This window comes from Anaeromyxobacter dehalogenans 2CP-C, assembly GCF_000013385.1.
GTDB classification, from domain to species: domain Bacteria; phylum Myxococcota; class Myxococcia; order Myxococcales; family Anaeromyxobacteraceae; genus Anaeromyxobacter; species Anaeromyxobacter dehalogenans_B.
This window is the reverse complement of sequence record NC_007760.1, coordinates 3,794,136-3,817,311: the sequence shown is the minus strand read 5'-3', so window position 1 is coordinate 3,817,311 and position 23,176 is coordinate 3,794,136. Positions and strand designations below refer to the sequence as shown.

Here is a 23,176-nt window from a genome sequence, read left to right as displayed (position 1 = left end):
AGAATCGGGGTTCGAAGATGCGAATGCTTCTGCTCACGCTGGTGCTCGGCCTTCCGCTCGCGGCATCCGCCCAGTCGAAGGGCCAGGGGACGGCCCAGCAGCCTCAGGGCAAGGTCGAGTACGAGAAGAAGACGGTGATCAACTTCGAGGACGACACCATCGAGGGCGACCTGAAGCGGCCCGACGGCGAGTACGTGGAGTCGCGCCAGAAGGTGGACCACTCCAACCTCATCAAGATCCGCGAGGACTGGCGCGACAAGGTGATGCAGGCATCCGGCGACCTGTAGCCGGCACCCAAGGCGACCACCCGGGAGACCATGGCCACCCCCATCACCCTCAAGGTGTTCCGCGGCAACGAGCTCGTGCGAAGCGAGCAGTTCAGCCGCGAGATCATCAAGATCGGACGGCTCGCGTCGGCGCACCTCGTGCTCGACGACGAGAAGGTCTCGCGCATCCACTCGGTGATCGAGGTCTCGCCCGACGGCGCCATCTCGATCATCGACATGGGGAGCGCCGAGGGGACCTTCGTCAACGGCAAGAAGGTCAGCCGCGGCGCGCTGCGCGCGGGCGATCAGATCACGCTCGGCGGCCTGCTCATCGTGGTGGAGGGCGCCGCGGCCGAGGCGCCGGCGCCGGTGCTCGCGGCCGTGCCCGCGGTCGAGGCGGTGAACCACGTCGTCGCCGCGCCCGCGGCGGCCCGCCCGGCCAAGGTGAACGGCAACGGCGTGAACGGCCACGGGCACGCGCACGCCGAGCTGCCCGCGCCCGCCGCGCCGGCCGCGTCGGCACCGCTCGCGGCCGCCCCGCTCGTCGCCGCCGCCGGCGCCGCTGCGGTCGCCGTCGCGCCGGCCCCGCAGCCGGAGCCCGCGCCCGCCGCCGCCCCGGCGCCGCGCCGGTCCGCCGAGCCGCGCCGCCGCGCCGCGCTCCGTCCCGCCGAGGCCGCCGCGGCCGAGGACCTCTCGGCGGTCGCCGACCTCGGGGTCGAGCTGCGCGTGCTCTGGGGCGACACGCTGCTCGACGCCGCCACGTTCGTGCGGCCCAAGCAGCCGGTGCTGGTGGGCGACGGCGAGAAGTGCAGCCTGCGCGTCGAGGGGCTGCCGCTCGCCGAGTTCCCGATGCTCCGCTTCGAGGACGGCGACTACAAGTTCGCGTTCGGCTCCGGGATGACCGGGGTGGTGGACGAGCGCGGGCAGCGCACCGCGTTCGGCGAGCTGGTGAAGTCGCGCAAGGCCGCCAGCGACGAGAAGGTGAAGGGCGCCTACTGGATCCCGGTGCCGCGCGCCGGCGCGGTCCGCGCCGAGGTCGGCAGCCGCCTCGCCATCGAGGCGCGCCCGAAGAAGCCGGAGCCGGTGAAGCCGGTGCCGTTCTGGGACCGCATCAACTACCGGCTGCTGAACCTGTTCCTGGTGCTGTTCTTCATCCAGTCCGGGTTCATCGTCGCGGCGAACAACTTCCCGTACGACACCGACGTCCTCGCGGACGACCTGTTCAAGAACCCGTCGCGGATGGCGAAGTTCATCATCAAGCCGCCCGAGGCGAAGCCGAAGAAGCCGGAGAAGCTCGCCGGCGGCACGCAGAAGGACGATCCGGGCGAGATGGCCGAGAAGCACAAGGGCGACGAGGGCAAGATGGGCAAGCGGGACGCGCCCAAGTCGAACGCCCGGTCCGCGCCGCGCGCCATCGACCCGAACGCCAAGGACGTGGTGAAGAGCACCGGCCTGCTCGGCGCGCTCGGGCGCGGCGGCGGCGGGCTCTCCACCGTGTTCGGCTCGGGCGGCCTGGGCGGCGACCTGAAGGGCGCGGTCGGCAACATGTTCGGCCCGGTGGTCGGCGACGCGCAGGGCCTGGGCGGCCTGGGCATCCGCGGCTCCGGCTCGGGCGGCGGCGGCTCCGGCGAGACCATCGGCATCGGCGCGGTCGGCACCAAGGGCCGCGGCGGCGGGCTCGGCACCTACGGCACCGGCGTCGGCGGCCTCGGCAAGAAGGGCGATCGCGACATCAGCATCGGCACCGGCGCCGCGCAGGTGATGGGCTCGATCGACAAGGAGCTGGTCCGCAAGGTCATCCAGGACCACGCCGCGCAGATCCGCTACTGCTACGAGCAGCAGCTCGCCATCAACCCGCGCCTCGCGGGCAAGGTGTCGATCAAGTGGGTCATCCAGGCCGACGGCAGCGCCACCAGCCCGCAGGTGGACTCCGGCGCGACCACGCTCGAGGACGCCAAGGTCCACGACTGCATGATGAGCCGCATCACCAGCTGGCAGTTCCCCAAGCCCAAGGGCGGCGGCATCGCCGTCATCACCTATCCCTGGATCCTCCGGTCCGCCGGCGGCGAATAGGAGGGACATCTCCGTGAAGAACATCCTCGCCATCCTGGCGCTCATCGCGCCGCTCCTCGCCGGCGCCCAGGAGTCCGCGCCCCGGCTCCAGGAGGACCCGCGCGCCGCCCGCTTCCGCGACGTCGAGCGCGGCCTGTTCGTCGGCATGGAGGCCGGCTACATGGCCTTCACCGACACGCCCACCGAGGACCCGGCGAAGTTCCCGTACGCCGGCAAGGCGGGCGGATCGGCCGGCGGCCTGATGGTCGGGCTCACGCTCGGCATGGACTTCGGCAACCGCCTGTCGCTCGCCGTCTACGGGCAGGGCGGCAACCAGAAGGGCAGCTCGAACTACGGCGCCTTCAGCCTGTTCGCCGGCGGCCTCGACGCGCGCGTCGCGCTGTTCGGCTGGACCGACCGCAACGACTGGGAGCGCTTCTTCTTCTACGTGCACGGCCGCGGCGGGTACGCGAAGAGCTGGCCCGAGGGCCTGTTCAGCACCACCGACGTGGTGGTGCAGGGCGGCCCCGGCATCGAGTACTTCACGCGCCTGCGCCACTTCTCGGTGGGCCTCGCCGCCGACTACGTCTACGCGACGAAGGCGAAGGCGAGCGGGTACGCGATCTACCCGACGGTCCGCTACACGTTCTGATCCCGGGCGGCGGGCGCGCGCGGTCCTCGCCGCGCGCCCGCCCCGGCTCCCCCACACTCACCGCCAGGCCCAGGTCTCCGCGCCGTCCGGCGTGCGCGCGTAGGTCCGCCCGCCGGGCGGCCCGTAGTAGACCGCGTCCACCGGCAGCTGCGTGGCGACGTCGAAGATGCCCACCTCGCCGCCCTCGGCCGCCACCGGGAACGGGAGCCGCAGCGTCCCGTGCGGCGGCACCACCGTGCCGGCGGGCAGCGGCGTCGCGAGCCGCTGGCGGAGGTCTCCGGTGAGGGCGAGGCCCCCCAGGTCGCGCGGCGCGTCCTCGCGGTTGTAGAGCTCGATCGCGTCCGGCGCGACGGCGTTCACGACCAGGCCGCCCTCGCCGCGGTGGCGCTCGAGCGCGATCTGCTCGCGCAGGAACCCGGTCCGGCGCCGGACGTAGTCCTTCAGCACCTGCACCGACGCGTCCGCGTGCGCCGGGTCCACCCAGGGGTCCGCCGGGAGCAGCCCGGCGATGAGCGCGTGCAGCCCGTCGATGCGGGGCGACGTCTCGGCCTCGGCGAACGGGCCGTCGAGCATCGCCTCCACCTCGTCGAGGATGGCGTTCCGCAGCGCCGGCCGGTCCCAGATGCGCTGGAACAGGACCACGAACGGCGGGTGCGCGCCGCCGTAGCGCGCCTCCTTGCCGGCGGCGACGCCGAGCGTCCCCGCGTCGTACAGCGTGTAGAACGGGATGGCGTAGCGGAACGGCACGCCCCACTCCACCGCGTTGTCCCGCCAGAACACCAGCTTCGCGTTGTTGAGGTCCCACGGCACCCACAGCCACTTGTCGCGCACGCGGTCGTGCACCAGGTAGCTGCCGGAGTCGTCGATGCCCGAGAGGCTGATGAGGATCCCCACCGCGTAGAAGCGGAAGAAGCGCGGCAGGTCCACGTTCCGCTCCAGCCACGCCTCGATCTCGCCCTCGGGCGTCCGGTTCAGGCCGAGCAGGAACGCGTCGAGGTCGTCGGAGGGCTCGCTCGAGTTCGTCTTCTTCTCCCACGGCCCCTGGTAGTGGGCGGGCGGGGTGAGCTTCAGCTCGCAGTCGCGCAGCCCGCAGCGGTAGACGTTCGCGTTCGAGTCGATCCCGTTCTCCAGGAGGAAGTGCTTCTCGTCGGGCTCCTCGAGCTCGACGTACACGCCCTGGTGCTCGCCGTTCACGTCGAGCGTCACGAACTGCGCCCGCGGCGTGGGCACGCCGGCGCCCTTCATGAGCCCGTAGGAGAACGGATCGGACAGGTACCCGCCGTCGGGCCACTCGGCGAGCAGGTTCCGCGTGCGCTCGCCGTCGAGCGGCGCGTCCTTGGGGCGGCGCACCTTCCAGCTGTGCTTGGGGTGCTCGCGCGAGCCGTCGCCGCGCTGCCGGAGCGTCACGTCCCACCAGGCGCCGTGGTAGTGGAACCGGCCGGGCGCGTACTCCTTGCTCCACATCGTGTAGACGATCGCCGCGGTCGCGTCGTCGAACGCGAGCGCGTACGGCTCGACGCTCGTCTGCAGCGGAGGCCAGGCGGGCGCGGCGAGCGGGGCGTCCGGGTTCACCACGCCGCCGGGGCCACCGCCGCCGCCTCCTCCCCCGCCGCCGCCCCCCCCACCGCCCGGCTGGCCGCCGAGGGAGCCGTCGGGGAGCGGTGCGCCCCCGGTGCAGGCGAGCAGGAGGACGGGGATCAGCAGGCGGGCGGCCGCGCACGTGCGTCGCATGACCACATGCAGCGCAGCGACCCGCGCGCCGGGAAGCGGGCGCGCGGGGGGTCACCCACCGTGCCTGCCCGGCGTCACCGGGCGCGCGGGCAGGCGGCGGAGGTGCGGGCGGGCTAGCGGCGACGCCGGCGGAGCACCGCCGCGGCGACGACGGCGAGCGGCGCGAGCAGCGCCCAGCCCGAGCCGGCGCCGGCCTGGCAACCGACCGCCACCGCGCCGTTCGGCGGCGGCGCCTCCGGGGCGCCGCCCGTGCCGCCGTCGCCTCCGCCGGGCGGCTGGGCGGGCAGCGGCGGGACGTCCTTCACGATCGTGAAGGTGTCGTGGATCACCCCGTCGCCGCGGATCGAGTCCACCTTCAGCGTGCCGCCCTCGAGCGTGAGCCGGAGGTGCTGGTCGATCTTCTCGCGGTAGGCGGTCCACGGCTCGGCCGGGAGCGCGAAGTCGTACAGCCAGCCGCCCGCGCCGCCGCTCGTCACGTACACCGGCGCGGCGGGGTGGTCGTAGTCCTTCTGCACCGGCTGCCCCTGCCGCGTCGGCCAGCTCCGCTCGTAGAGGTGGTTGTGGCCCTGCAGCACCAGGTCCACCCCGGCCCCCTCGAGCACGCCGAGCAGCGCCGCGGGGATCTGCGGGTACACGCCGTACTTGCCGGTCGCGACCACCGGCCGGTGGATGAGGACGATCTTCCACGGGGCGCGGGTGGCCGCGAGGTCGGCCGTGAGCCAGCCCACCATGGTCTTCGCGTCGCAGCCGGCGGTGGCCGCGTCCATCGGCACGATGCAGTTCGAGTCCAGCGCGACGACGTGCACGTCGCCCCAGTCGAACGCGTAGTAGCGCTCGCCCTGGGGTCCCTCGGGCAGCTCGAACGCGTCGAGGTACGGCTGCGCCCACGCCTGCCGGTACTCGTGGTCGCCGAGCGCCGGCCACATGGTCACGTCCGCGAGGAGCGCCGCCATCGGGCGGAACAGCTTGGTGAGGAAGTCGGCGGCGGTGGCGTCCGGGTAGGCGTTGTCGCCCACCGTCAGGATCGCCTGCGCGCCCTCCTCCCGGATGCGCGCGATGTGGTTCATCTCGGCGGGATCGCCGGTGCCGTAGTCGCCGATGACCGCGAGGATCGCGGCGCGGCCCGCGGCGGTGTCCGGCCGGCCCGGCGTGTGGAGCGTGCCGCCCGGCCGCTCGGCGCCGTCCACGGTGAGCCGGTACGGGACCGCGCTCGCCGCGGGCAGCCCCTCGAGGCGGAGCAGGTGGTGCGTGCCGTCGCTCCCGGCCCGCGCCGTGCCGCCGCCGGGGAGGTCCGCGATGGCCTCCACCGTCGCGGCGGCGTCGGTGTCCACCACCACGAGCGCGGACGTCGGACCGGTCTGCTGGAGGAAGGGGCCGCGGGTCACGGTCGCGGCGGACGCCGCGAAGGGCAGCGCGGCGAGCGCGAGGAGCAGGCGGGTGAGTGAGCGCATGTGGCGTCTCCGTGCGCCCGGGGGCGCGCGCCGCAGGACGGCGATCGAGGGGGTCAGCCCGTCTGAACACGCGCGGGACGCCGCGCCATCCCGCTGCGGGTGCGCGCGCGGCGATCTCGTGCCGAGCGCGTGGCGATCCGGCGGCGCGAGTGGGAAGCGCGCTTCCACGGTGCGCGACGCGCGAGCGCCCTGGGGGCGGGGGAGCGTGGGCGCGGATGTGCGGGCACCGCCGTTGCACCGCGGCCCGGCGTGCTCGCAGACCGACCCTCGCGCCGTGCGCTCCCGTTGCTGCTCCTGCTCACCACCCCTGGCGCCGCGCTCGCGGCGGAGGCGGACGCCGCGCCGGCCGCGGCGCAGGCGGGGGGGAAGGCGGACGCCGTACCGGCCGTGGTCCAGGCGGACGGGAAGGCGCTCGCCGCGCCGGCCGCCGACGCGGCGGCGCGGACGGCCCGCGTCGAGGTGGTGCGCGCCGCGCCGCTGCCTGCCGCGCCGGCGCCCGCGCCGAGGTCCGCGCCGCCGGCGCCGATCGCGCCGCCGCCGAGCCCGGTGGCGGAGCCGATCCGCGCCCGCCGCGAGGGGCTGCAGATCGAGGTGGGCGGGCAGGTGTTCGTCGGCGGCGCCGCGGACGCGCGCGACGACTGGAAGCGCGACGTGGCGCTCGACCGCGCCCGCATCGAGGTGCGCGGGAGCATGCCGGGACTGCTCACGGTCATCGAGGCGGACGTCGCGGACACGAAGCCGCTCAAGGACGCCTTCGTGCGCCTCGACGGACCCTCCTCGACGCGGCTCACCGCCGGCCGGTTCAAGCCGCCGTTCCTCGAGCGCGAGACCGCCTCCGCGTGGAAGCTGCCGCGCATCGGCCGCGGCGTGGTGAACGACTACCTCGTGGACCGGAACGAGCTGGGCGGGCGGCGCGTCGGCGCGATGGGCGCGGTCCGCCCGTGGGACGGCGCGCTGGAGGTGTCCGCCGGCGTGTTCCAGGGCACGCCCAACGGCGACGAGAAGCCGCCGCAGGACTACGTGGCCCGCGCCGCGGTCCGGCTCGCCGGGGCCATCGAGCTCGGCGCCGCCGGCTACCGCGCCGGGCGCTCCGCCCCGGACGCGCCCCGGCGCGAGGCGGGCTCCGCGTTCGCCGCGCTCGACGCGGGGCCCCTGGCGGTGAGCCTGGAGGCGCTCGCGGGCCACATCGAGCAGGGGACGTTCACCGCCGGTCTCGGCCTGGTCGAGTACACCATCCCGGTGGGGAAGCGGCTCCGCGTGACGCCGATGGCGGGGGTGGAGGCGCTGCGCCTCCGCGCGCCCGTGCAGGGGACGGGCTCGTCCGCCGTGGCCGGGGCGGTGCTCGGCTTCGGGGAAGGGCTCAAGCTGAAGGTGCAGGGAGAGCGGGCGCGCCGCCCGGGGGAGAAGGCGCCGGCCAACGCGATCGCCGTCCAGCTCGCGACGAGGTTCTAGCGTGGTGCCCTACGCGGAGGGGCCGGTGACGCTGCTGCGGCGCGAGCACAAGGTGCTGCTCGCGCCGGACGAGGCGCGGGACGTCGCGGCGCGGCTCGGCGCCGGGGGAGCGCCCACGACCCGGGTGGCCACGGTCTACTTCGACGCGCCCGGCGCGCCGCTGGCGCTGCGAGCGCTCGAGGCGCCCGGCGACTGCGTCAAGGTGCGGGCCAAGGCCTACCGGCCGGACCGCTCGGGCCGGCCCGGGCGCGTGGTGCTGGAGCTGAAGCGCGAGCGGGGAGGGGTCACCACCAAGGACCGCACCTGGGTCCCGCGCACGGCGCTGGCGGGCGCGCTGGCGCGGCTGCCGGTGCCGGGCCCGCTCGCGCCGCTCGTCGCGACCTCGTACCGGCGCCGGGTGTGGCAGCCGTGCGACGGATGGCGCGTCACGCTCGACGACGGCCTGCGGTTCCACCCGGCCGGCTGGCGGCTGCTCGACCCGGACGCGCCGCCGTGGCCGGACCGGCTGCCCCCGCCGCTCGGCGCCGAGCCGCGCTCCGTCCTCGAGCTGAAGCTCGGGGCGGGCGCGCCGCCGCGCTGGCTGGTCGCGCTCGTGACCGAGCGGGCGCAGCCGTACAGCAAGCTCGCCGAGGCGTTCGCGCGCGCCGCGCCGGCGCGCACGCGCAGGGCCTGACCCCATGCTCGTCTCCTTCGAAGGCATCGACGGCAGCGGCAAGACCGCGCTCTCCAACCTGGTGTGCGAGCGCCTGCGGCGCGGCGGGCGCGAGGTGGTCCACGCGCGCGAGCGCGGGGTCCTCGCCACCGCCGCGGCCCGCCGCGTCCGCGAGCTGACGCGCGACCCGCGCCTGCTCGAGCTCTCCCCGCGCGCCGAGCTGTGCCTGAACCTCGCCCGCGAGGCGCAGCAGCTCGAGGAGGTGGTGCGGCCCGCGCTGGCGCGCGGCGCGCTGTGCGTGGCCGACCGGAGCCTGCACTCGATCCTGGCCCTGGCCGTGGCCGGCCGCGGCCTGCCGCGCGCCGAGGTCGAGGCGGCGGTGCGCGCCGCCTCGGGCGGCACCTGGCCGGATCTCGCCGTGCTGGTGGACGTGGACCCCGACCTGGCGCGGCTGCGCAAGCGGGTGGGGAAGATCCTGGAGGGCCGCGCCGACGAGCCGGGCTCGCGCAAGGGGCTCGCCGGGCACGGCCTCCAGGTGCGCGTCCGCGAGCACCTCGCCGCCGAGGCCGCCGCCGCGCCCGCCTCGTGGCTCCGGGTCGCGAACGAGGGGAGGGCGCTCGAGGCGCTCGCGGACGAGGTCGCGGACGCGATCGCGGCCCGCGCCGCCGGAGGCCGCGCCCCGCGCCGGCCCCCCGCGCCCGCGCCGCGGTCCGCGCGCCCGCCCGCGCCGGCCGGGCCCGCCGGGATCGCCGCGCGGTTCGAGGCGGCGGTGGACGCGCTGGCGGCGCGGGAGCCCGCGCTCGCGGCGCACCTGCTGGCCGGCATCCCCGGCCGCGCTGCCCACGCGCGGCGGACGGCGCTCGCCGGGCGGTGCCCGGCGGTGGTGGCGCGCGCGCTCGAGGGCCTGTCGGACCCGGAGTCGCACGCGCTCCGGTGGGCGCTGGCGGGCCGGGCCCCGGCCGACGTGGCCGCGGGCCTGGGCGCGGACGCGTCGCCGGAGGCGATGCGGCTCCGGGCCGCGCTGCTGGCGCGCGCGCCGGGGCCGGCGGTGGCCGGGCTGGTGGCGGCGGACGGGGCGGACGCGTGGGCGCTCCGCGCCGAGGCGCTGGAGCGCGGCGAGCTGGAGGGCGTGCTGCGCGGGCTGGCCGGGCTCGGCACCGAGCGCGCCTGGGCGCTGCGGGCGGACGGGATCGGGCGCGGCCTGTGGGAGGCGGTGGGGCGCAGCCTGGCCGGCGTGGACGGCGCGCGCGCCGACGCGATGCGGAGCGCGCTCGCCGCGCACGATCGCCTCGCGGCGCTGCGCGGGACGGCCGGGGTGGAGAGCGGCCCGGCGCGCGCGCTGCGCGAGCGGCTGTTCCCGCTCGCGCCGAAGCGCGTGCTCCGCACGCTGGCGGGCAACGCCGCGCCGTGGACCTGGGCCCTGCGCGAGCGCGCGCTCGCCTTCACCAAGGAGGCGCTCGACGCGGTGGACGGGATGGACCACCCGCGGGCCTGGGCGCTGCGGGCCGAGGGCGTCGCCCGCTGGCCCGCCGCCGCCGTCTCGTCGCTCCGGCACCTCGCCGCGACCGCGCCCGGCCGGGAGATCGTCGCGGCCGCGCTCCGGGCCGCCCCGGCGAGCCTGCCCGTGCTGCGGAACGCGCACGCGGTGCTCGCGCTGGCCGCGCCCGCGCCGGGCCTGCCCGCCGCGGTGGAGGAGTCATGCACCCCGTGACGTTCCCCCCCGGGATCGACCTGCACACGCTGCCGCTCGGCACGGTGCTCCCGCGCATCGGGGCGGCGCTGGTGGTGGGCGTGGCGCTCGGGTTCCGCCCCTGGCGGCTGCTCATGGGCCGGCGGCTGCCGAGGCCGGAGATGGCGCAGGCGCAGATCCTGCTGTGCGCCGCGGCGGCGATCATCACCATGGTGATCGGCGACAGCGTGGCGAAGGCGTTCGGCCTGGTGGGCCTGGGCAGCTTCGTCCGGTTCCGCTCCGGGCTGAAGGACCCGCGCGACGCGGCGGTGCTGTTCCTCACCATCGGCCTGGGCATGGCGTGCGGTCACGGGACGCTGGGGCTCGCGCTCACCGCCGGGCTCGCGGCGTCGGCGGTGCTGGCCGCGCTCGACCTGCTCCCGGCCGGCGAGGCGCCGGACGCGGACGCGCCCGCGGCCGCCGCCGCGCGCGCCGCCGGCGCGCCGGCCGCGGAGGTGGCGCCGCCGCGGCTCGCCGACGCGTCGCGGAAGTCGCCGTGAGGCGATCGCGGGCTGCTATCGGGCGCTATCCGCGCCGCGCGCGCGCGGCCCCGAGACGCGCGCCGGCCGCCCGCGATCGCCGCTCCTGCGCGGTCGCGCCGGCCACCGCCGAGCGCGCGATCTGGCCGGGAAACGCGCCGCGGCGCCCCGAAAGCCGTCCCGCCGAGGGACGGTCACCACGACCCCTCGCCCTGGGTCACCCGGGTTCCTGCCACCCCGCCCGCGACCGGGGGCAATGTAGTCAAATGCCCGTAAGGGCAAGGGAATCCGGCCGGGACAACGTTGACCCTCCTGCGAACAGCGCCCTATACTTCCGCGTCGTCAGGCGCTTTTTTCCGGTTCCTCACTCCCCCGCGAAGCCACCTTGAGCGCACCCTCCCTGGACGAGCAGATCCGATCCCACGTCGAGTCGCTCGAGGCGGCCCCCGGCGACGACGAGGCGTTTCACGCGCTCGTGGGACTTTACGAGCGCGACGCGCGCTGGGAGGAGCTGATCGCCCTGTACGAGGGGCGCGCGCGCCACGCGCCCGGACCGGGGCCGCTCCTCGCCGAGGCCGCCACGCTCGCGCACCGGAAGCTGCGCAACGTGGCCCGCGCGGAGGACCTGTACCGCCAGCTCCTCCAGCTCGAGCCGGCGCACCCCGTCGCGCTTCGCGCGCTGGTGGAGCTCCTCGAGGAGCGCGGCGACTGGGCCGGGATCGCCGCCGCGCTGGAGCGCGAGGCCACCGCCACCGCTGAGCCGGTCGCCGCCGCGGCCGTGACGCTCCGGCTTGCGAAGGTCCAGGAGGAGCGGCTCGGACGGCGGGACCGGGCCGCGCTGCTCTACGCGCGCGCGCACCGGCTCGACCCGTCGCTGGAGGAGGCGCGCGCCCGCGCGCTGGAGTGCTTCGGCGCGCTCCGCCGCTTCGCGCAGGCGAAGCGGCTGCTCGACGGCGCGCGCGACGCCGGCGCCGAGCCGCGCGCGCTCGCCGCCGAGTACGCGCGGCTGGGCACCGCGCTGGTGGACGAGCCGCTCGACCACGCGCTCGCGACCGACGCGCTCATCGACGCGCTCGCGCTCGACCGCTCCGCGCCCGGCGCGGCCGCCGCGCGCGAGCGGCTGCGCGGCTTCCCGCGCGCCTGGCGCGAGGAGGCCGGCCGGGTGGAGGCGGAGGCGACGCGCGCGTCCGACCGGCGCACCGCGGCGGCGCTCCAGCTCCGGCTCGCCCAGATCCACGCCGCCTACGATCCGGAGGGCGCGGGCCGCGCGGTGGAGCGGATCGAGCGGGCCTGGGCGCTCGCGCCGGGGGCTCCGGCGGCGCTGGAGCTGCTGGAGCGCGTGCTGGCGGAGCGCGGCGACCACCGCGGCCACGCCGACGCGCTGGCCCGCCTCGCGGCCCAGACGCGGGACCGCGCCGCGCAGGTGGCCCTCCACCTCGAGATGGCGCGGGTGGACCTGGTGCGCTTCGGGGACGCGGAGTCCGCGCTGGCGGCGCTGCGCCGCGCGCTGGACCTCGACCCGGCCTGCGAGACCGCCGCCCTCCAGGCCTTCGAGCACGAGTTCGACGCGGGCCGGTTCGCGGAGGCGCTCGAGGTGCTGGAGCGCCACCTCGCCGCCGCGCCGGCGAAGCCCGCCCACGCGCCGCTGCGCGTGCGCGCCGCCGCCCTCGCGCGCGAGAAGCTGGGCGACCCCGCCCGCGCCCGCCGCCACCTCGAGGCGGCGCTGCGCGCCGACCCGGGCCACGCCGCCGCCGCCGTCGCGCTGGCGCCGCTGCTCGCCGAGGCCGGCGAGTGGCAGCCGCTCGCGCGCGTGCTGGAGCTGTCCGCGCGCCGCGAGCGCTCGCCGGGGGAGCGGGTCCGGCTGCTCGAGCGGCTCGCCGAGATCCAGCAGGAGCACGTGGGGCGGCCGCGCGACGCGCTGCGCACGCTGGCGGGCGCGCTCGCGCTCGATCCGTCCCGGGCCGCCACCCGCAAGGCCATGGAGGGCGCCGCCGCCCGCGCGGACGCGTTCGCCGAGCTGGCGCGCGCCTACCGCGCCGCCGCCGCCGCCGCGAACGGCGACCTCAAGGCGCGCAAGACGCTGCTGCGGCGGGTGGCCGAGATCCTGGACCGCGACCTGGGCCAGCCGGAGGAGGCGGTCCGGGCCTGGCGCGCGCTGGTCGAGGTGGACCCCGAGGATCGCGGCGCCCGCGCGGCGCTGGAGTCGTGCCTGGCGCGGGCGGGGCAGCAGCAGGAGCTGGCCCGCGAGCTCGAGGCGCGGCGCGAGCACGCCGCCGGCGACGAGCGGCGCGCGCTCGGGGCGAAGCTGGCGCGGCTGTGGGCCGAGGCCGGCGAGCCGGACCGCGCCGGGGCCGCGTGGCGCGGGGTGCTCGCCGAGGGTCCCGAGGACGAGGAGGCGCTGTGGGGCCTGCACGCCGCGCTCGAGGCGCAGGGCGGCGCGGGCGCGGCCGAGGAGCGGATCGCGATCCTGGCGCGGCTCGCGGCCCGCGCGCGGGGCCCCGCCGAGCGCGCCGCGATCGAGCTGGCGCGCGCCGAGGCGCTGGCCGAGCCGCTCGGGCGCCACGCCGACGCCGCCGGGGTGGCGCTCGCCGTGGTCGAGGCCGGCGGCCTCTCCCCGTCGCAGCGGGCCGAGGCGGTCGCGCTCCTGGAGCGGCTGCTGGCGCGCGGCGCGGAGCCGCTGCGCGTGGCGCAGGCCCTGGCGCGCGCGCACGCCGCCGCCGGGGACGCGGCGCGGCAGGCGGCCATGCTGGAGCGGGTGGCGAAGGAGCTGCCCGCCACCGCCGACCCGCGCGAGCGCGCCCGCCACCTGCTCGACGCGTCCGCCGCGCGGGCCGAGCGCCTGGGCGACCGCCGCGGCGCGCTCTCCGCCGCGGCCGCGGCGCTGCGGGCCTGCCCCGACCACGCCGAGGCCCGCGCGCGCTGCGAGGCGCTGGCCCGCGAGGTCGGCGCCCACCGCGAGCTGTTCGCGCTGCTGGTCGAGGTGGCGGGCCGGCTGGCCGGGCGGCCCGAGGAGGAGGCGGCGCTCCGGATCCGCGCCGCCGCCACCGCGGAGGAGGACCTGGGCGCGTTCGACGACGCGGCCGCGCAGCTCCGGCGCGCGCTGGAGCTGCGGCCCGGCGACCCGGCGGTGCTGGCCGGGCTCACCCGCGCCGCGCTCGCGTCCGAGCGCTGGGCCGACGCGGATCGCCTGCTGGCGCAGCGCGCCGAGGCGGCGTCCGGCGCGGAGCAGGTGGCGCTGCTCGCGCAGCGTGCCGAGGTGCTGGAGGAGCGGCTCGGCGACCCCGCCGCGGCCGCCGAGGTCTGCCGCGCGGCGCTGGCCCGCTGCGGCCCGGAGCAGCGCGCGCGCCTGCTGGCGCGGCTCGCCGGCGCGCTCGGCGCCGCCGGGGACGAGGCCGGGCGGGCCGACGCGCTCGGCGAGCTGTCGGCGGCCGCGGCGGAGCCGGCCGAGGCGTCCCGGGCCGCGCTGGAGAGCGCGCGCATCCGCGCCGGGATGGGCGACGCGCGCGCCGCGGTCGAGCGGCTGACCGCCGCGCTGCGGGCCTCGCCGGGCGACGCGGCCGCGCTCGCGGCGCTGGAGGAGCAGCTCGGGGCGGAGGATCCGGCGGCGGTGGTGATGGCCGCGCGCGCGCTGGCCGGGCAGGCGGATCCGCGGCGCCGGCTGCGGGCGCTGGAGGCCGAGGCCCGGGCGCACCCGGAGCCGGGCGGCCGCGCCGCCGCGCACCGCGCCGCCGCGCGCGTGGCCGAGCAGGAGCTGGGGCAGGCGTCGCTCGCGTTCGCGGCCCTGGCGGCGGCCGCGCGGGAGCTGCCCGGGGACGCGGAGCTGCGGGCCGAGCTGCGGCGCGTGGCGGGCGAGGCCCAGGAGTGGGAGGCCTGCGCCCGCGTGCACGACGCGCTGGTGGACGCGGCGCCGGCGTCCGGGCGCCTCGCGATCCTGCGCGAGCGCGCCGAGCTGGCCGAGCGCCGGCTGGACCGCGACCGCGCCGCGGCGGCCTGGGCCGAGGTGGCCGCGGCGGCGCCGGGCGATCGCGACGCGCTGGCCGCGCTGCGCCGCCTGCACCGCGCCCGCGAGCGCTGGGGCGAGCTCGCCGACGTCTGCGCCGCGCTCGCCGCCATGCCCGAGGCCGCGCCGGCCGCGCGCGAGGACGCGCTGCGCGAGGAGGCCGCGGTGGCGGAGTCGCGCCTCGGCGACCCGGGGCGCGCGGCGGCGGCTTGGGCCGAGGTGGCGGCGCTCGCGCCCGAGGACGCCGAGGCGACGGCGGCGCTGGAGCGGCTCTACCAGCGCCTCGACCGGCCCGAGGCGCTCGCCGCGCTGCTGGAGCGCCGGCTGGCCCGCGCGTTCGACGCGGACGCGGCCGCCCGGCTGGCCGAGCTGCGGCGCTTCCGCCTGGGCGATCCGGCCGGCGCGCTGGCGCTGCACGCCGAGCTGCTGCGGCGGGATCCGTCGCGCGCGGACGTGCGCGACGCGCTCGCCGAGCTGGCCGCGGTCCCGGGCGCGGTGGGGCGCGAGGCGCTCGACGCCGCGGACGCCGCGCTGCGCGAGGGCGGCGAGCACGCCCGGCGGGTGGCGGCGCGCGAGGCGCGGCTCGCGGCGGTGGAGGACCTGGGCGAGCGCGCCCGGCTGCACGCGGAGCTGCGCGCGATCCTGGAGCGCGACCTGGGCGAGCCGGGCCTGGCCTGGGTGGCGGCCTGCCGCGCGTTCGCCGAGGGCGGGCCGTCCCGCGCCGGCGCCGAGGAGGACCTGGCGCGCCTGGCGCGCGAGACCGGCTCCGAGGACGAGCTGCCCGACGTCTACGAGCAGGCGGCGGCCGCGGCCGGCCCGGAGGAGCGGCTCGGCCTGCTCCGCCAGGCGGCGCGGCTGCGCGAGGCGCGCGCCGGCGGCCAGGGCGCGGTGGACGCGTGGAACGCGGTGCTGGCGCTCGCGCCGGACGACGCCGAGGCGCTGGAGGCGCTCGCGGCGCTGCACGAGGCGGCGCGCTCGGCGCGCGAGATCCTCGAGGTCGCGCGCCGCCGCGCCGCGCTGGCGGAGGGCGAGGAGCGCGCCGGCCACCTGCTGCACGCGGCGGTGGTGGCGGACCAGCTGGGCGACGCGTCGGTCGCGGCCGAGGCCTACCGCGCGGTGCTCGGCGAGGCGCCGGACCGGGTGGAGGCGCTGGAGGGGCTCGCGCGCGTGCTGGAGCGGGCGCCCGGCGCGGAGCCCGCGGCGGCGACCGCGGAGCTGCTGCAGGTGCTGGAGGCGCTCGCCCGGGCGAGCGGGGCCGACCCGGACCGCAGGGTGGCGGCGCTGCTGCGGCGCGCGGCCTGCCTGGAGGCCGACCCGGATCCGCGGCGGCCGGTGGAGGGCTACGCGGAGGTGCTCGCCGAGCGCCCGCGCGAGCCGGAGGCGGTGGCGGGCCTGGAGCGCCTGCTGAAGCGCCCGGACGCGCGCGAGGGCGCGGCGCGGCTCCTGGAGGACGTCCTGCGCACGGCGGGCGACGCCGGCCGGCTCGCGGCGCTGCTCGAGGTCCGGCTGGAGGGCGCCGACGAGGCCGAGCGCGCGCCGCTGCTCGCCGAGATCGCCGCGCTGCACGAGCGGCTGGGCGACCGGCGCCGCGCGTTCGAGGCGCGGGTGCGCGAGCTGGCCGACGCGGCGCGGGCGGGCCGCGACGCGCCGGCGGCGCGGGCGGACCTGGAGCGGCTCGCGGCGGCGACCGGCGCCTGGGCCGAGCTGGCGGAGGCGCTGCGGGTGGCGCTCGCGGCCGGCCTGCCGGCGCGGGCGGCGCTGGAGGCGCGGCGGCGGCTGGCGGCCGTGTGCGCCGACCGGCTCGGCGACCTCGCCGAGGCGGCCCGGCAGTACGAGGAGGTGGCCGCGGCGGCGCCGTCTCCCGAGACGCTCGGCGCGCTGGCGCGCGTCTACCGCCGCATGGGCGCGCACCGCGAGCTGGCCGGGACGCTCACGCGGCTCGCGGAGGTCGCCCCCGCGGCGGCGGCGCGCAAGGAACTCCTGCTCGAGGTGGCGAAGATCATGGCTGAGCAGCTCTCGGATCGCGAAGGCGCGGTGGACGCGTACCGGAAGATCCTGTCGGTGGACCCGGAGGATCCGCAGGCGCTCCGGCTGCTCGGGCGGCTCCTCGGCGCGGCCGAGCGCTGGGAGGAGCTGGTCCAGGTCCTCGACCGCGAGGTGGCGCTGGCCGACCGGCAGCCCAACTTCGTCGCCGAGGCCGCCGAGCTGCGCTTCCGGCTCGGCCGCATCCGCCACCAGCGGCTGGCGGACGCGGAGGGCGCGCTGGTCGCCTACCGCGAGGTGCTGCACCGCGTGCCCCGCCACCCGGCCGCGCTGTCGGCGCTGGAGGAGCTGGCGCGCGGCACCGGGCCGGCCGCGCTCGAGGCGGCGCTGCTGCTCGAGCCGGTGTACGCGGCCGAGGGCGAGCACGGCAAGGTGGTGGAGACGCTGGAGGCGCGGGCCGCGAACGAGACCGAGCCGCCCCGGCGCGCGGCGCTGCTGCGGCGCGTGGCCGACGTGTACGGCGGACCGCTGCGCAACGCCGAGATGGCGTTCCTGGCCGCGTCGCGCGCGCTCGCGGCGGACCCGGACGCGCCCGAGTCGCTCGAGCTGGCGGTGCGCCACGCGCAGGCCGCGGGCCTGGGCGACGAGCTGGTCGCGCTGCTGGAGGAGCACGCCGACCGCGCCCGCGAGCCGGTCGCCCGGGCCGAGTACCAGCGGCGCATCGCGCGGCTCGCGCACGGCGAGCCGGCCCGCGCGGCCGCGGCCTGGCAGAAGGTGCTCGACCTCGCCCCGGACGACCGCGAGGCGCTGGTCGGCCTCATCGACGCGCTGGAGGCCGGCGCGGATCCCGAGGCGCTGGCGCAGGCGCTGCGGCGGGGCCTGGCGGTGGAGGAGCTGCCGGAGGGCCGCGCCCACCTGCTGCGGCGGCTGGCGGCGGTGCAGGACGAGCGGCTCGGCGACGCGGCCGGCGCCATCCAGAGCCTGAAGCGGCTGCTGGAGCTGTCGCCGGACGACCGCGAGGCGCTCGCCCGCCTGGATCGCCTGTGCGTGAAGGCGGAGCGCTGGGTGGACCTGGGCGACGTGCTCGCGCGCGAGATCGCCGCCGCGGCCGAGGCCGGCGACGCGAACGTGCTCGGGGTCCTGCGGCAGCGCCTGGCGGAGCTGAAGGAGCACCGGCTCCTCGACCGCGAGGGCGCGCTGGAGCTGTACGAGGAGGTGCTGCGCGCCCGCCCGGACCACCCCGAGGCCCTGGCGCGGCTCGAGGCCATGCTGCAGAAGGACCCGGGCAACGCGCGCGCCGCGGTGGCGCTGGAGCGGGCCTACGCCGCGGCCGGCGACCCGCTGCGCCAGGCGGCGGTGCTGGAGCAGCGCGCCGGCGAGCGCCCCGACCCGCAGGAGCGCAAGGCGCTCTACCTGGCCCTGGCCGAGCTGCGCGAGAAGGGGCTCGGCGATCCCTCGCTCGCGTTCCTGGCGCTGTGCAAGGCGTTCCGCGAGGACCCCGCCGACGCGGCGGTGCGCGCGCGCATGGAGGCGCTCGCGGCGCGGAGCGGCCACGAGGAGGAGCTGGCCGCCATCTACGAGGACGAGCTGGACCGGCTGGCGCCGGCCGACACCGCGCAGGTGGCCCTGCGCCTCGGCGCCCTGTACGAGGAGCACCTCGCCGAGCCGGCCCGCGCCGCCCAGTTCCTGCGGCGCGCCGCGGCGCTCGACCCGGCCGCCGCGCCGGCGGCGCTGCCCGCGCTGGAGCGCATCTACCAGAAGCTGGAGAGCTGGCCGGACCTCGCCGACGCGCTGTCGTCGCTGGCCTCGTCCGCCCAGGGCGCCGAGCGCGTCCAGCTCCTGTTCCGGCTGGGCCAGCTCTGCGAGGAGCGGCTCGCCGCGCCGGACCGCGCCGCCGAGGCCTACGAGGCGGCGGTGGCGGCCGACCCGCGCCACGTGCCGTCGCTGCGGGCCCTCGAGGCGCTGTACGAGGGCGCCGGCCGGCGCGAGGACCTGTTCCAGAACCTGGCGGCGCAGCGCGCCGCCGCGCAGGAGCCGGCCGCCCGCGAGCGCGTGCTGGCGCGCATGGCCGCGCTGGCGGCCGAGCTGGGCCGCCTCGACGAGGCGGTGGCGCTGTGGAAGGAGCTGCTCGGGATCCGCCCGCGCCACGAGGCCGCGCTGGCCGCGCTGGAGGACCTGTACGAGCGGCTGGAGCGCTGGCAGGACCTGGCGCAGCACCTCAGGCTGCGGGTGTCCGCCACGGTGGACCGGCGCGAGATCGCGCGCCTGAACGACAAGCTGGGCAACGTGCTGGGCACGAAGCTCGGCGACGCCGCGCAGGCGGTGCAGTCCTACAAGGCGGTGCTGGAGTCGGATCCGCGCAACCGGCGCGCGCTCGAGGCGCTGCGGGACATCCACGCCGCCCAGGGCGACCAGGACGCGCTGGTCTCCGTCTACCGGCGCCTGGTCCCGCTCCAGGAGGACGCGGCCGGCGTGAAGCGCGTGCGGCTCGAGCTCGCGGACGTGCTGCTGCGCGCCGGCCAGAAGCGCGAGGCGGTGGAGCAGGCCAAGCTCGCCTTCGACATCGAGCCGCACACCGCGGACGATCTCGTCCGCGTCGAGGAGATCTTCCGGCAGGGCGGCGCCGCCCAGGACGGCGTCCGCGCCGCCGAGGCCCGCGCCGCGCTGCTCGCCGCCGAGGGCGGCCCCGCCGAGGCGGTGCCGGCCTGGCTGGCGGTGGCCGAGCTGTGGCGGGCGCAGAAGCGGAACGACGCCGCGGCGGCGGCGCTCGACAAGGTGCTGGAGCTCGACCCGGCCAACCGGACCGCCTACGACCAGCTCCGGGCGCTGCACGAGGCGGCCGGCAACTGGCGCGCGCTGGCGCGGGTCTGCGACCTGTTCGCGCCGCACCTGCCGGACCCGGCGGAGAAGCTCGCCCTGCTGAAGGAGGTGGCCGGCGTCCACGAGAAGCGGCTCGGCCAGAAGGAGATGAGCTTCCTCGCCTGGTGCCGCGCGCTGGCCGAGGGGCCGGGCGACGCCGAGGCGCTCGCCGAGGCCGAGCGGCTGGCCGCCGAGACCGAGGCGTTCGACGAGCTCGCGGCGGTGCTGGAGCAGGTGGCCGAGGACGCGAAGGGCATGGTCCGGGCGCGGCTGCTGCTGCGCCTCGGGAAGGTGCGCGACGAGCGGCTCGACGTGGCGGACGAGGCGGAGGCCGCCTACCGCAAGGCGCTGGAGGCCGACCCGGCCAGCCCGGACGCGCTCGACGCGCTCACCCAGCTGTTCAAGCGGCGCGGGCGGGTGCGCGACCTCGTCATCACGCTCGAGCAGAAGCTCGAGGCGGCGGCGGGGCTGGAGGAGAAGAAGGCCACGCTGCTGGAGATGGCGCGCATCTACGACGGCGAGCTGCACGACGTCGAGGAGGCGGTGAGCGCGCTGCGGCGCGTGCTGGAGCTGGACGGCGCGGATCCGGCGGCGCTGGAGGCGCTCTCCGAGCTGCTGCGGCGCGAGCAGCGGTGGGCCGACCTGGCCGGCGTGCTGGCCCGGGCGCGCGACCTGTCCGCCTCGGACCAGGCGCGCATCGCCTACCAGCTCCAGATCGCCTCGCTGCACGAGAACGAGATCGGCGACGACGAGGCCGCGGTGGAGGGGTACCGGACGGTGCTCGGCCTGGACGACCGGAACGCCGAGGCGCTGGCCGGGCTGGAGCGCCTGTACACCAAGCTCGACCGCTTCGCCGAGCTGAACCGCGTCTACGAGCGGCTCATCGCGCTCACCCAGGACCCGCGCGAGCTGGTGCGGGTCCTGTCGCGCAGCGCCGCGATCCACGACGAGAAGCTCCGCGATCCGCGCTCTGCCATCGAGAAGAACGAGGCGGTCCTGCGCATCGACGGCGCCAACGCCGTGGCCATCAAGAACCTCGAGCGGCTCTACCGCGACGAGGCGCTCTGGGACCGGCTCATCAGCGTCATGCAGCACCACGTCTCGCTGGTGCAGGACCGGCGCGAGCAGGTCGCGCTCGAGGTGGCGATCGGCGAGATCTGGTGGAAGGAGCTGCAGCGGGTGGACCGCGCCGAGGCCATGCTGAGCCACGCGCTCCAGCTCGACCCCGACTCGCGCCAGGCGGTGAGCGCGCTCGGGCGCCTCTACGAGAACAGCGGCAACTGGAACCTGGCGCTGGACATGCTGCGCCGCGAGGCGCGGGTGGCGGGCGGCTCGCGGGACGCGGTGGACCTGCAGGTCCGCATGGGCGCGATCTTCGAGGACATGCTCATGGACGTGGCCGGGGCCAAGGAGGCCTACGGCCGCGCCCTGCAGCTCGACCCGGGCAACCTCCCGGCGCTGCGCGCGCTGAAGGGCATCGCCGAGCGCGAGCGCGATCGCGACCGCTACCTCGAGCTGCTGGTGGACGAGGCCCGCTACGCCACCGACGTGCAGGAGAAGACCGAGCTCTACACCGAGGCGGCGCGCGTCTACCAGGAGGAGCGCGACGACCGGGAGAGCGCGGTCCGCTACTACGAGGAGGCGCTGAAGCGGACCCCCGGCCACCTGGACGCGGCGCGCCCGCTGTCGGACATCTACGTGGCGCAGGCCCGCTGGGCCGACGCGGAGCGCGTGCTCGCCGTGATCGTGGGCGTGCTGGACTCGGCCGGCGACGCGCGCGAGCTGTGCCGCCAGTGCTACCGCCAGGGCTACGTGGCCGAGAAGCTCGGGCGCCTGGACAAGGCGCTCGCGTCCTACCGCCGGGCGTACGAGCTCGACGCGACGTACCTGCCCGCGCTGGAGGGCCTGGGCAACCTGCTCGTCCGGCGGGAGGAGTGGGACGAGGCGCTGCGCATCTTCACCGCGGTGATCATCCACCACCGCGACGGCCTCACCGACCTCGAGGTGGTCGAGACGCACTGGCAGATCGGCGAGATCGCCGCGAAGCTGGGGCAGCTCGACCGCGCCGCCAACGCGTTCCGCAAGGCGCTCGAGATCGACACGAACCACGAGCCGTCGCGCCGCAGCCTGGTGCGCGTGCTCGAGGCGGTGGGCGACTGGGAGGGCGCGGTGGACCAGCGGCAGCGCCTGCTGCCGCTGCTCGAGGGAATGGCCCGGTTCGACGACTTCGTCGCCATCGGCGAGGCCTGCCGCGACAAGCTCCAGGACCCGTACCAGGCCATCGACGCGTTCCTGGGCGCGGCGCGCATCGACCCCACCAGCCTGCCGGTGACGGAGGCGCTGCTCGGCCTCTACCGCGAGACGCGCCAGGGCCAGAAGGCGGCCGACGTGCTCGGCCAGATGGTGGCGCGGCCCGAGGTGCAGGCCGACCCGGTCCGCGCGGCCCGGCTCCACCTGGCGCGCGCGGAGGTGCTGCGCGACGAGGTCAAGGACGAGAACGCGGCGCTGGCCGAGCTGGAGCGCGCGCTCGACCGCAACCCGCGGCTGGTGCAGGCGTTCGCGGCCATCGAGGACACCCTCACCCGCGGGAAGCGCTGGCAGGAGCTGGAGCAGGCCTACCTGCGCATGATCCAGCGGCTGCCCAAGACGCCGGACGTGGCCCAGGCCCGCCTGGCGCTGTGGAAGACCGTCGGCGAGCTGTACCGCAGCGTGCTCCGCAACGACGACGGCGCGCGCCTCGCCTACCAGGTGGTGGCGAAGGCCGACCCCGACGACGCGGTGTCGCTGGAGCTGTACGCCGACCTCGCCGCGCGCAAGCCGGGCGAGGAGGCCGAGGCGGTGGCGGCGTACCGGCAGCTCCTGCGCGGCGGGAGCCGCACGCAGAAGCCGGCCGCGGCGCTGGTGAAGCTGCACGCCTCCCGGCGCGAGTACGACCAGGCCTACTCGGCGGCGCAGGTGCTCGTGCACCTGCTCGGCGCCACCGACGGCGAGGAGGTGCAGGTGGTGGCGCGCCTGCGCAAGTTCGCGCGCGAGCAGGCGAGCCGCCCGCTCGACGACGCGCTCTGGGCGCTGCTGCTCCACGAGCGCGTGAAGGGCCCGCTCGCCGACATCATGACGCTGCTCGCGGTCCACGCGCGCCCGCTGTTCCTGCAGCGCGACAAGGACCTCGGGCTGAACCCGAAGAAGGACGAGCTGGACGTGCAGGGCTCGATGCTCTTCTTCGCGAACATGTTCAAGTACGTGGAGCGCACGCTCGGCTTCAAGGGCCTCCGGCTGTTCCGGAAGTCCGGCGCCGCCGCCAAGCTCGCGATCGTGCCCACCGACCCGGCGGGCCTCGTCGCCTCCGACGAGCTGTTCGAGGAGGCGCCGAAAAAGGAGCTGTGGTTCGCGATCGGCAAGGCGATGGCGTTCGCGCGCCCCGAGCTGTACCTCGCGCGGCTCATGCCGCACGACCAGCTCGACCTGGTGTTCCAGGCGGCGTGCTCGGTGGGCACCTCGCGCTTCGTGGTGACCGCCGATCCGCACCTGGTGGAGAAGCTGAAGCGAGAGCTGGAGCGCACGCTGCCCGAGGGCGTGCGCAAGAACACGCTCAAGCTGCTGGCCCGGAGCTACTGCGAGGTGCAGCACCCGGGCGACGTGCGGTCGTACCTGGACGGCGCGGAGTTGACCTCGAACCGCGCCGGCGCGCTGCTCGCCGGCGACCTCGAGGTGGTGCGGCGGGCGGCGGGGGCGGAGAAGCCACAGGTCTCGAAGCTGCGGGAGGAGACCCGCCTGCGCGACCTGGCGACGTTCTGCGTCTCGGAGGAGTATGCGACGCTCCGGGAGAAGCTCGGCCTCTCCTGCGTCGTGCCGGCGTGAGCGGGGCGTCCT

At 77.5% G+C, this 23,176-nt stretch carries 10 protein-coding genes; 8 read left to right on the top strand and 2 right to left on the bottom strand.

Annotated elements, in window-relative coordinates:
- The first annotated feature begins 17 nt into the window (after positions 1-17).
- The 3 genes from cglF to cglE are packed head-to-tail and all read left to right on the top strand — an operon-like array spanning position 18 to position 2,970.
- The gene (gene cglF / locus ADEH_RS17150) at positions 18-287 is read left to right on the top strand and encodes an adventurous gliding motility protein CglF (protein ID WP_011422369.1); all 270 of its coding nucleotides are present in this window, start codon (positions 18-20) and stop codon (positions 285-287) included.
- Between the two features lie 30 nt (positions 288-317).
- Positions 318-2,339: an adventurous gliding motility protein GltG gene (gene gltG, locus ADEH_RS17145; RefSeq protein WP_011422368.1), complete on the top strand. Its 2,022-nt coding sequence runs from the start codon at positions 318-320 to the stop codon at positions 2,337-2,339.
- A 13-nt stretch (positions 2,340-2,352) separates the two neighbouring features.
- A complete protein-coding gene (gene cglE / locus ADEH_RS17140; protein ID WP_011422367.1) occupies positions 2,353-2,970 on the top strand; it encodes an adventurous gliding motility protein CglE in 618 nt (205 codons plus the stop codon).
- Between the two features lie 57 nt (positions 2,971-3,027).
- Here the strand turns inward: cglE and ADEH_RS17135 are convergent, their stop codons facing one another.
- Both ADEH_RS17135 and ADEH_RS17130 read right to left on the bottom strand, forming a co-directional pair.
- Positions 3,028-4,701 carry a CotH kinase family protein gene (locus ADEH_RS17135; protein ID WP_011422366.1) on the bottom strand — a complete coding sequence of 558 codons (1,674 nt, stop codon included), beginning with the start codon at positions 4,699-4,701 and terminating at the stop codon, positions 3,028-3,030.
- A gap of 113 nt (positions 4,702-4,814) precedes the next feature.
- Positions 4,815-6,152, bottom strand: a complete 1,338-nt coding sequence (locus ADEH_RS17130; protein ID WP_011422365.1) for a metallophosphoesterase — start codon at positions 6,150-6,152, stop codon at positions 4,815-4,817.
- Positions 6,153-6,437: 285 nt separating this feature from the next.
- Here ADEH_RS17130 and ADEH_RS17125 point away from each other — a divergent pair, with 285 nt between their 5' ends.
- The 5 genes from ADEH_RS17125 to ADEH_RS17105 all read left to right on the top strand — a co-directional run bounded on the left by ADEH_RS17125 (position 6,438) and on the right by ADEH_RS17105 (position 23,164).
- A complete protein-coding gene (locus tag ADEH_RS17125; protein ID WP_041453651.1) occupies positions 6,438-7,604 on the top strand; it encodes a hypothetical protein in 1,167 nt (388 codons plus the stop codon).
- A 4-nt stretch (positions 7,605-7,608) separates the two neighbouring features.
- The gene (locus tag ADEH_RS17120) at positions 7,609-8,277 is read left to right on the top strand and encodes a VTC domain-containing protein (protein ID WP_232287313.1); all 669 of its coding nucleotides are present in this window, start codon (positions 7,609-7,611) and stop codon (positions 8,275-8,277) included.
- 4 nt (positions 8,278-8,281) lie between these two features.
- Entirely contained in the window at positions 8,282-9,967 is a 1,686-nt protein-coding gene (locus tag ADEH_RS17115; protein WP_011422362.1) for a dTMP kinase, read from the top strand.
- Complete coding sequence (locus tag ADEH_RS17110; protein WP_011422361.1) at positions 9,955-10,485, top strand: DUF4956 domain-containing protein; 531 nt, start codon at positions 9,955-9,957, stop codon at positions 10,483-10,485. The genes ADEH_RS17115 and ADEH_RS17110 overlap by 13 nt, the downstream gene beginning before the upstream one ends.
- A gap of 364 nt (positions 10,486-10,849) precedes the next feature.
- Entirely contained in the window at positions 10,850-23,164 is a 12,315-nt protein-coding gene (locus ADEH_RS17105; protein WP_041453650.1) for a tetratricopeptide repeat protein, read from the top strand.
- The last annotated feature ends 12 nt before the right edge of the window (positions 23,165-23,176 follow it).

Coding starts and splice junctions, on each gene's coding strand:
- cglF (WP_011422369.1), top strand. CDS start 18: ATGCGAATGCTTCTGCTCACGCTGGTGCTCGGCCTTCCGCTCGCGGCA.
- gltG (WP_011422368.1), top strand. CDS start 318: ATGGCCACCCCCATCACCCTCAAGGTGTTCCGCGGCAACGAGCTCGTG.
- ADEH_RS17135 (WP_011422366.1), bottom strand. CDS start 4,701: ATGCGACGCACGTGCGCGGCCGCCCGCCTGCTGATCCCCGTCCTCCTG.
- ADEH_RS17130 (WP_011422365.1), bottom strand. CDS start 6,152: ATGCGCTCACTCACCCGCCTGCTCCTCGCGCTCGCCGCGCTGCCCTTC.
- ADEH_RS17115 (WP_011422362.1), top strand. CDS start 8,282: ATGCTCGTCTCCTTCGAAGGCATCGACGGCAGCGGCAAGACCGCGCTC.
- ADEH_RS17110 (WP_011422361.1), top strand. CDS start 9,955: ATGCACCCCGTGACGTTCCCCCCCGGGATCGACCTGCACACGCTGCCG.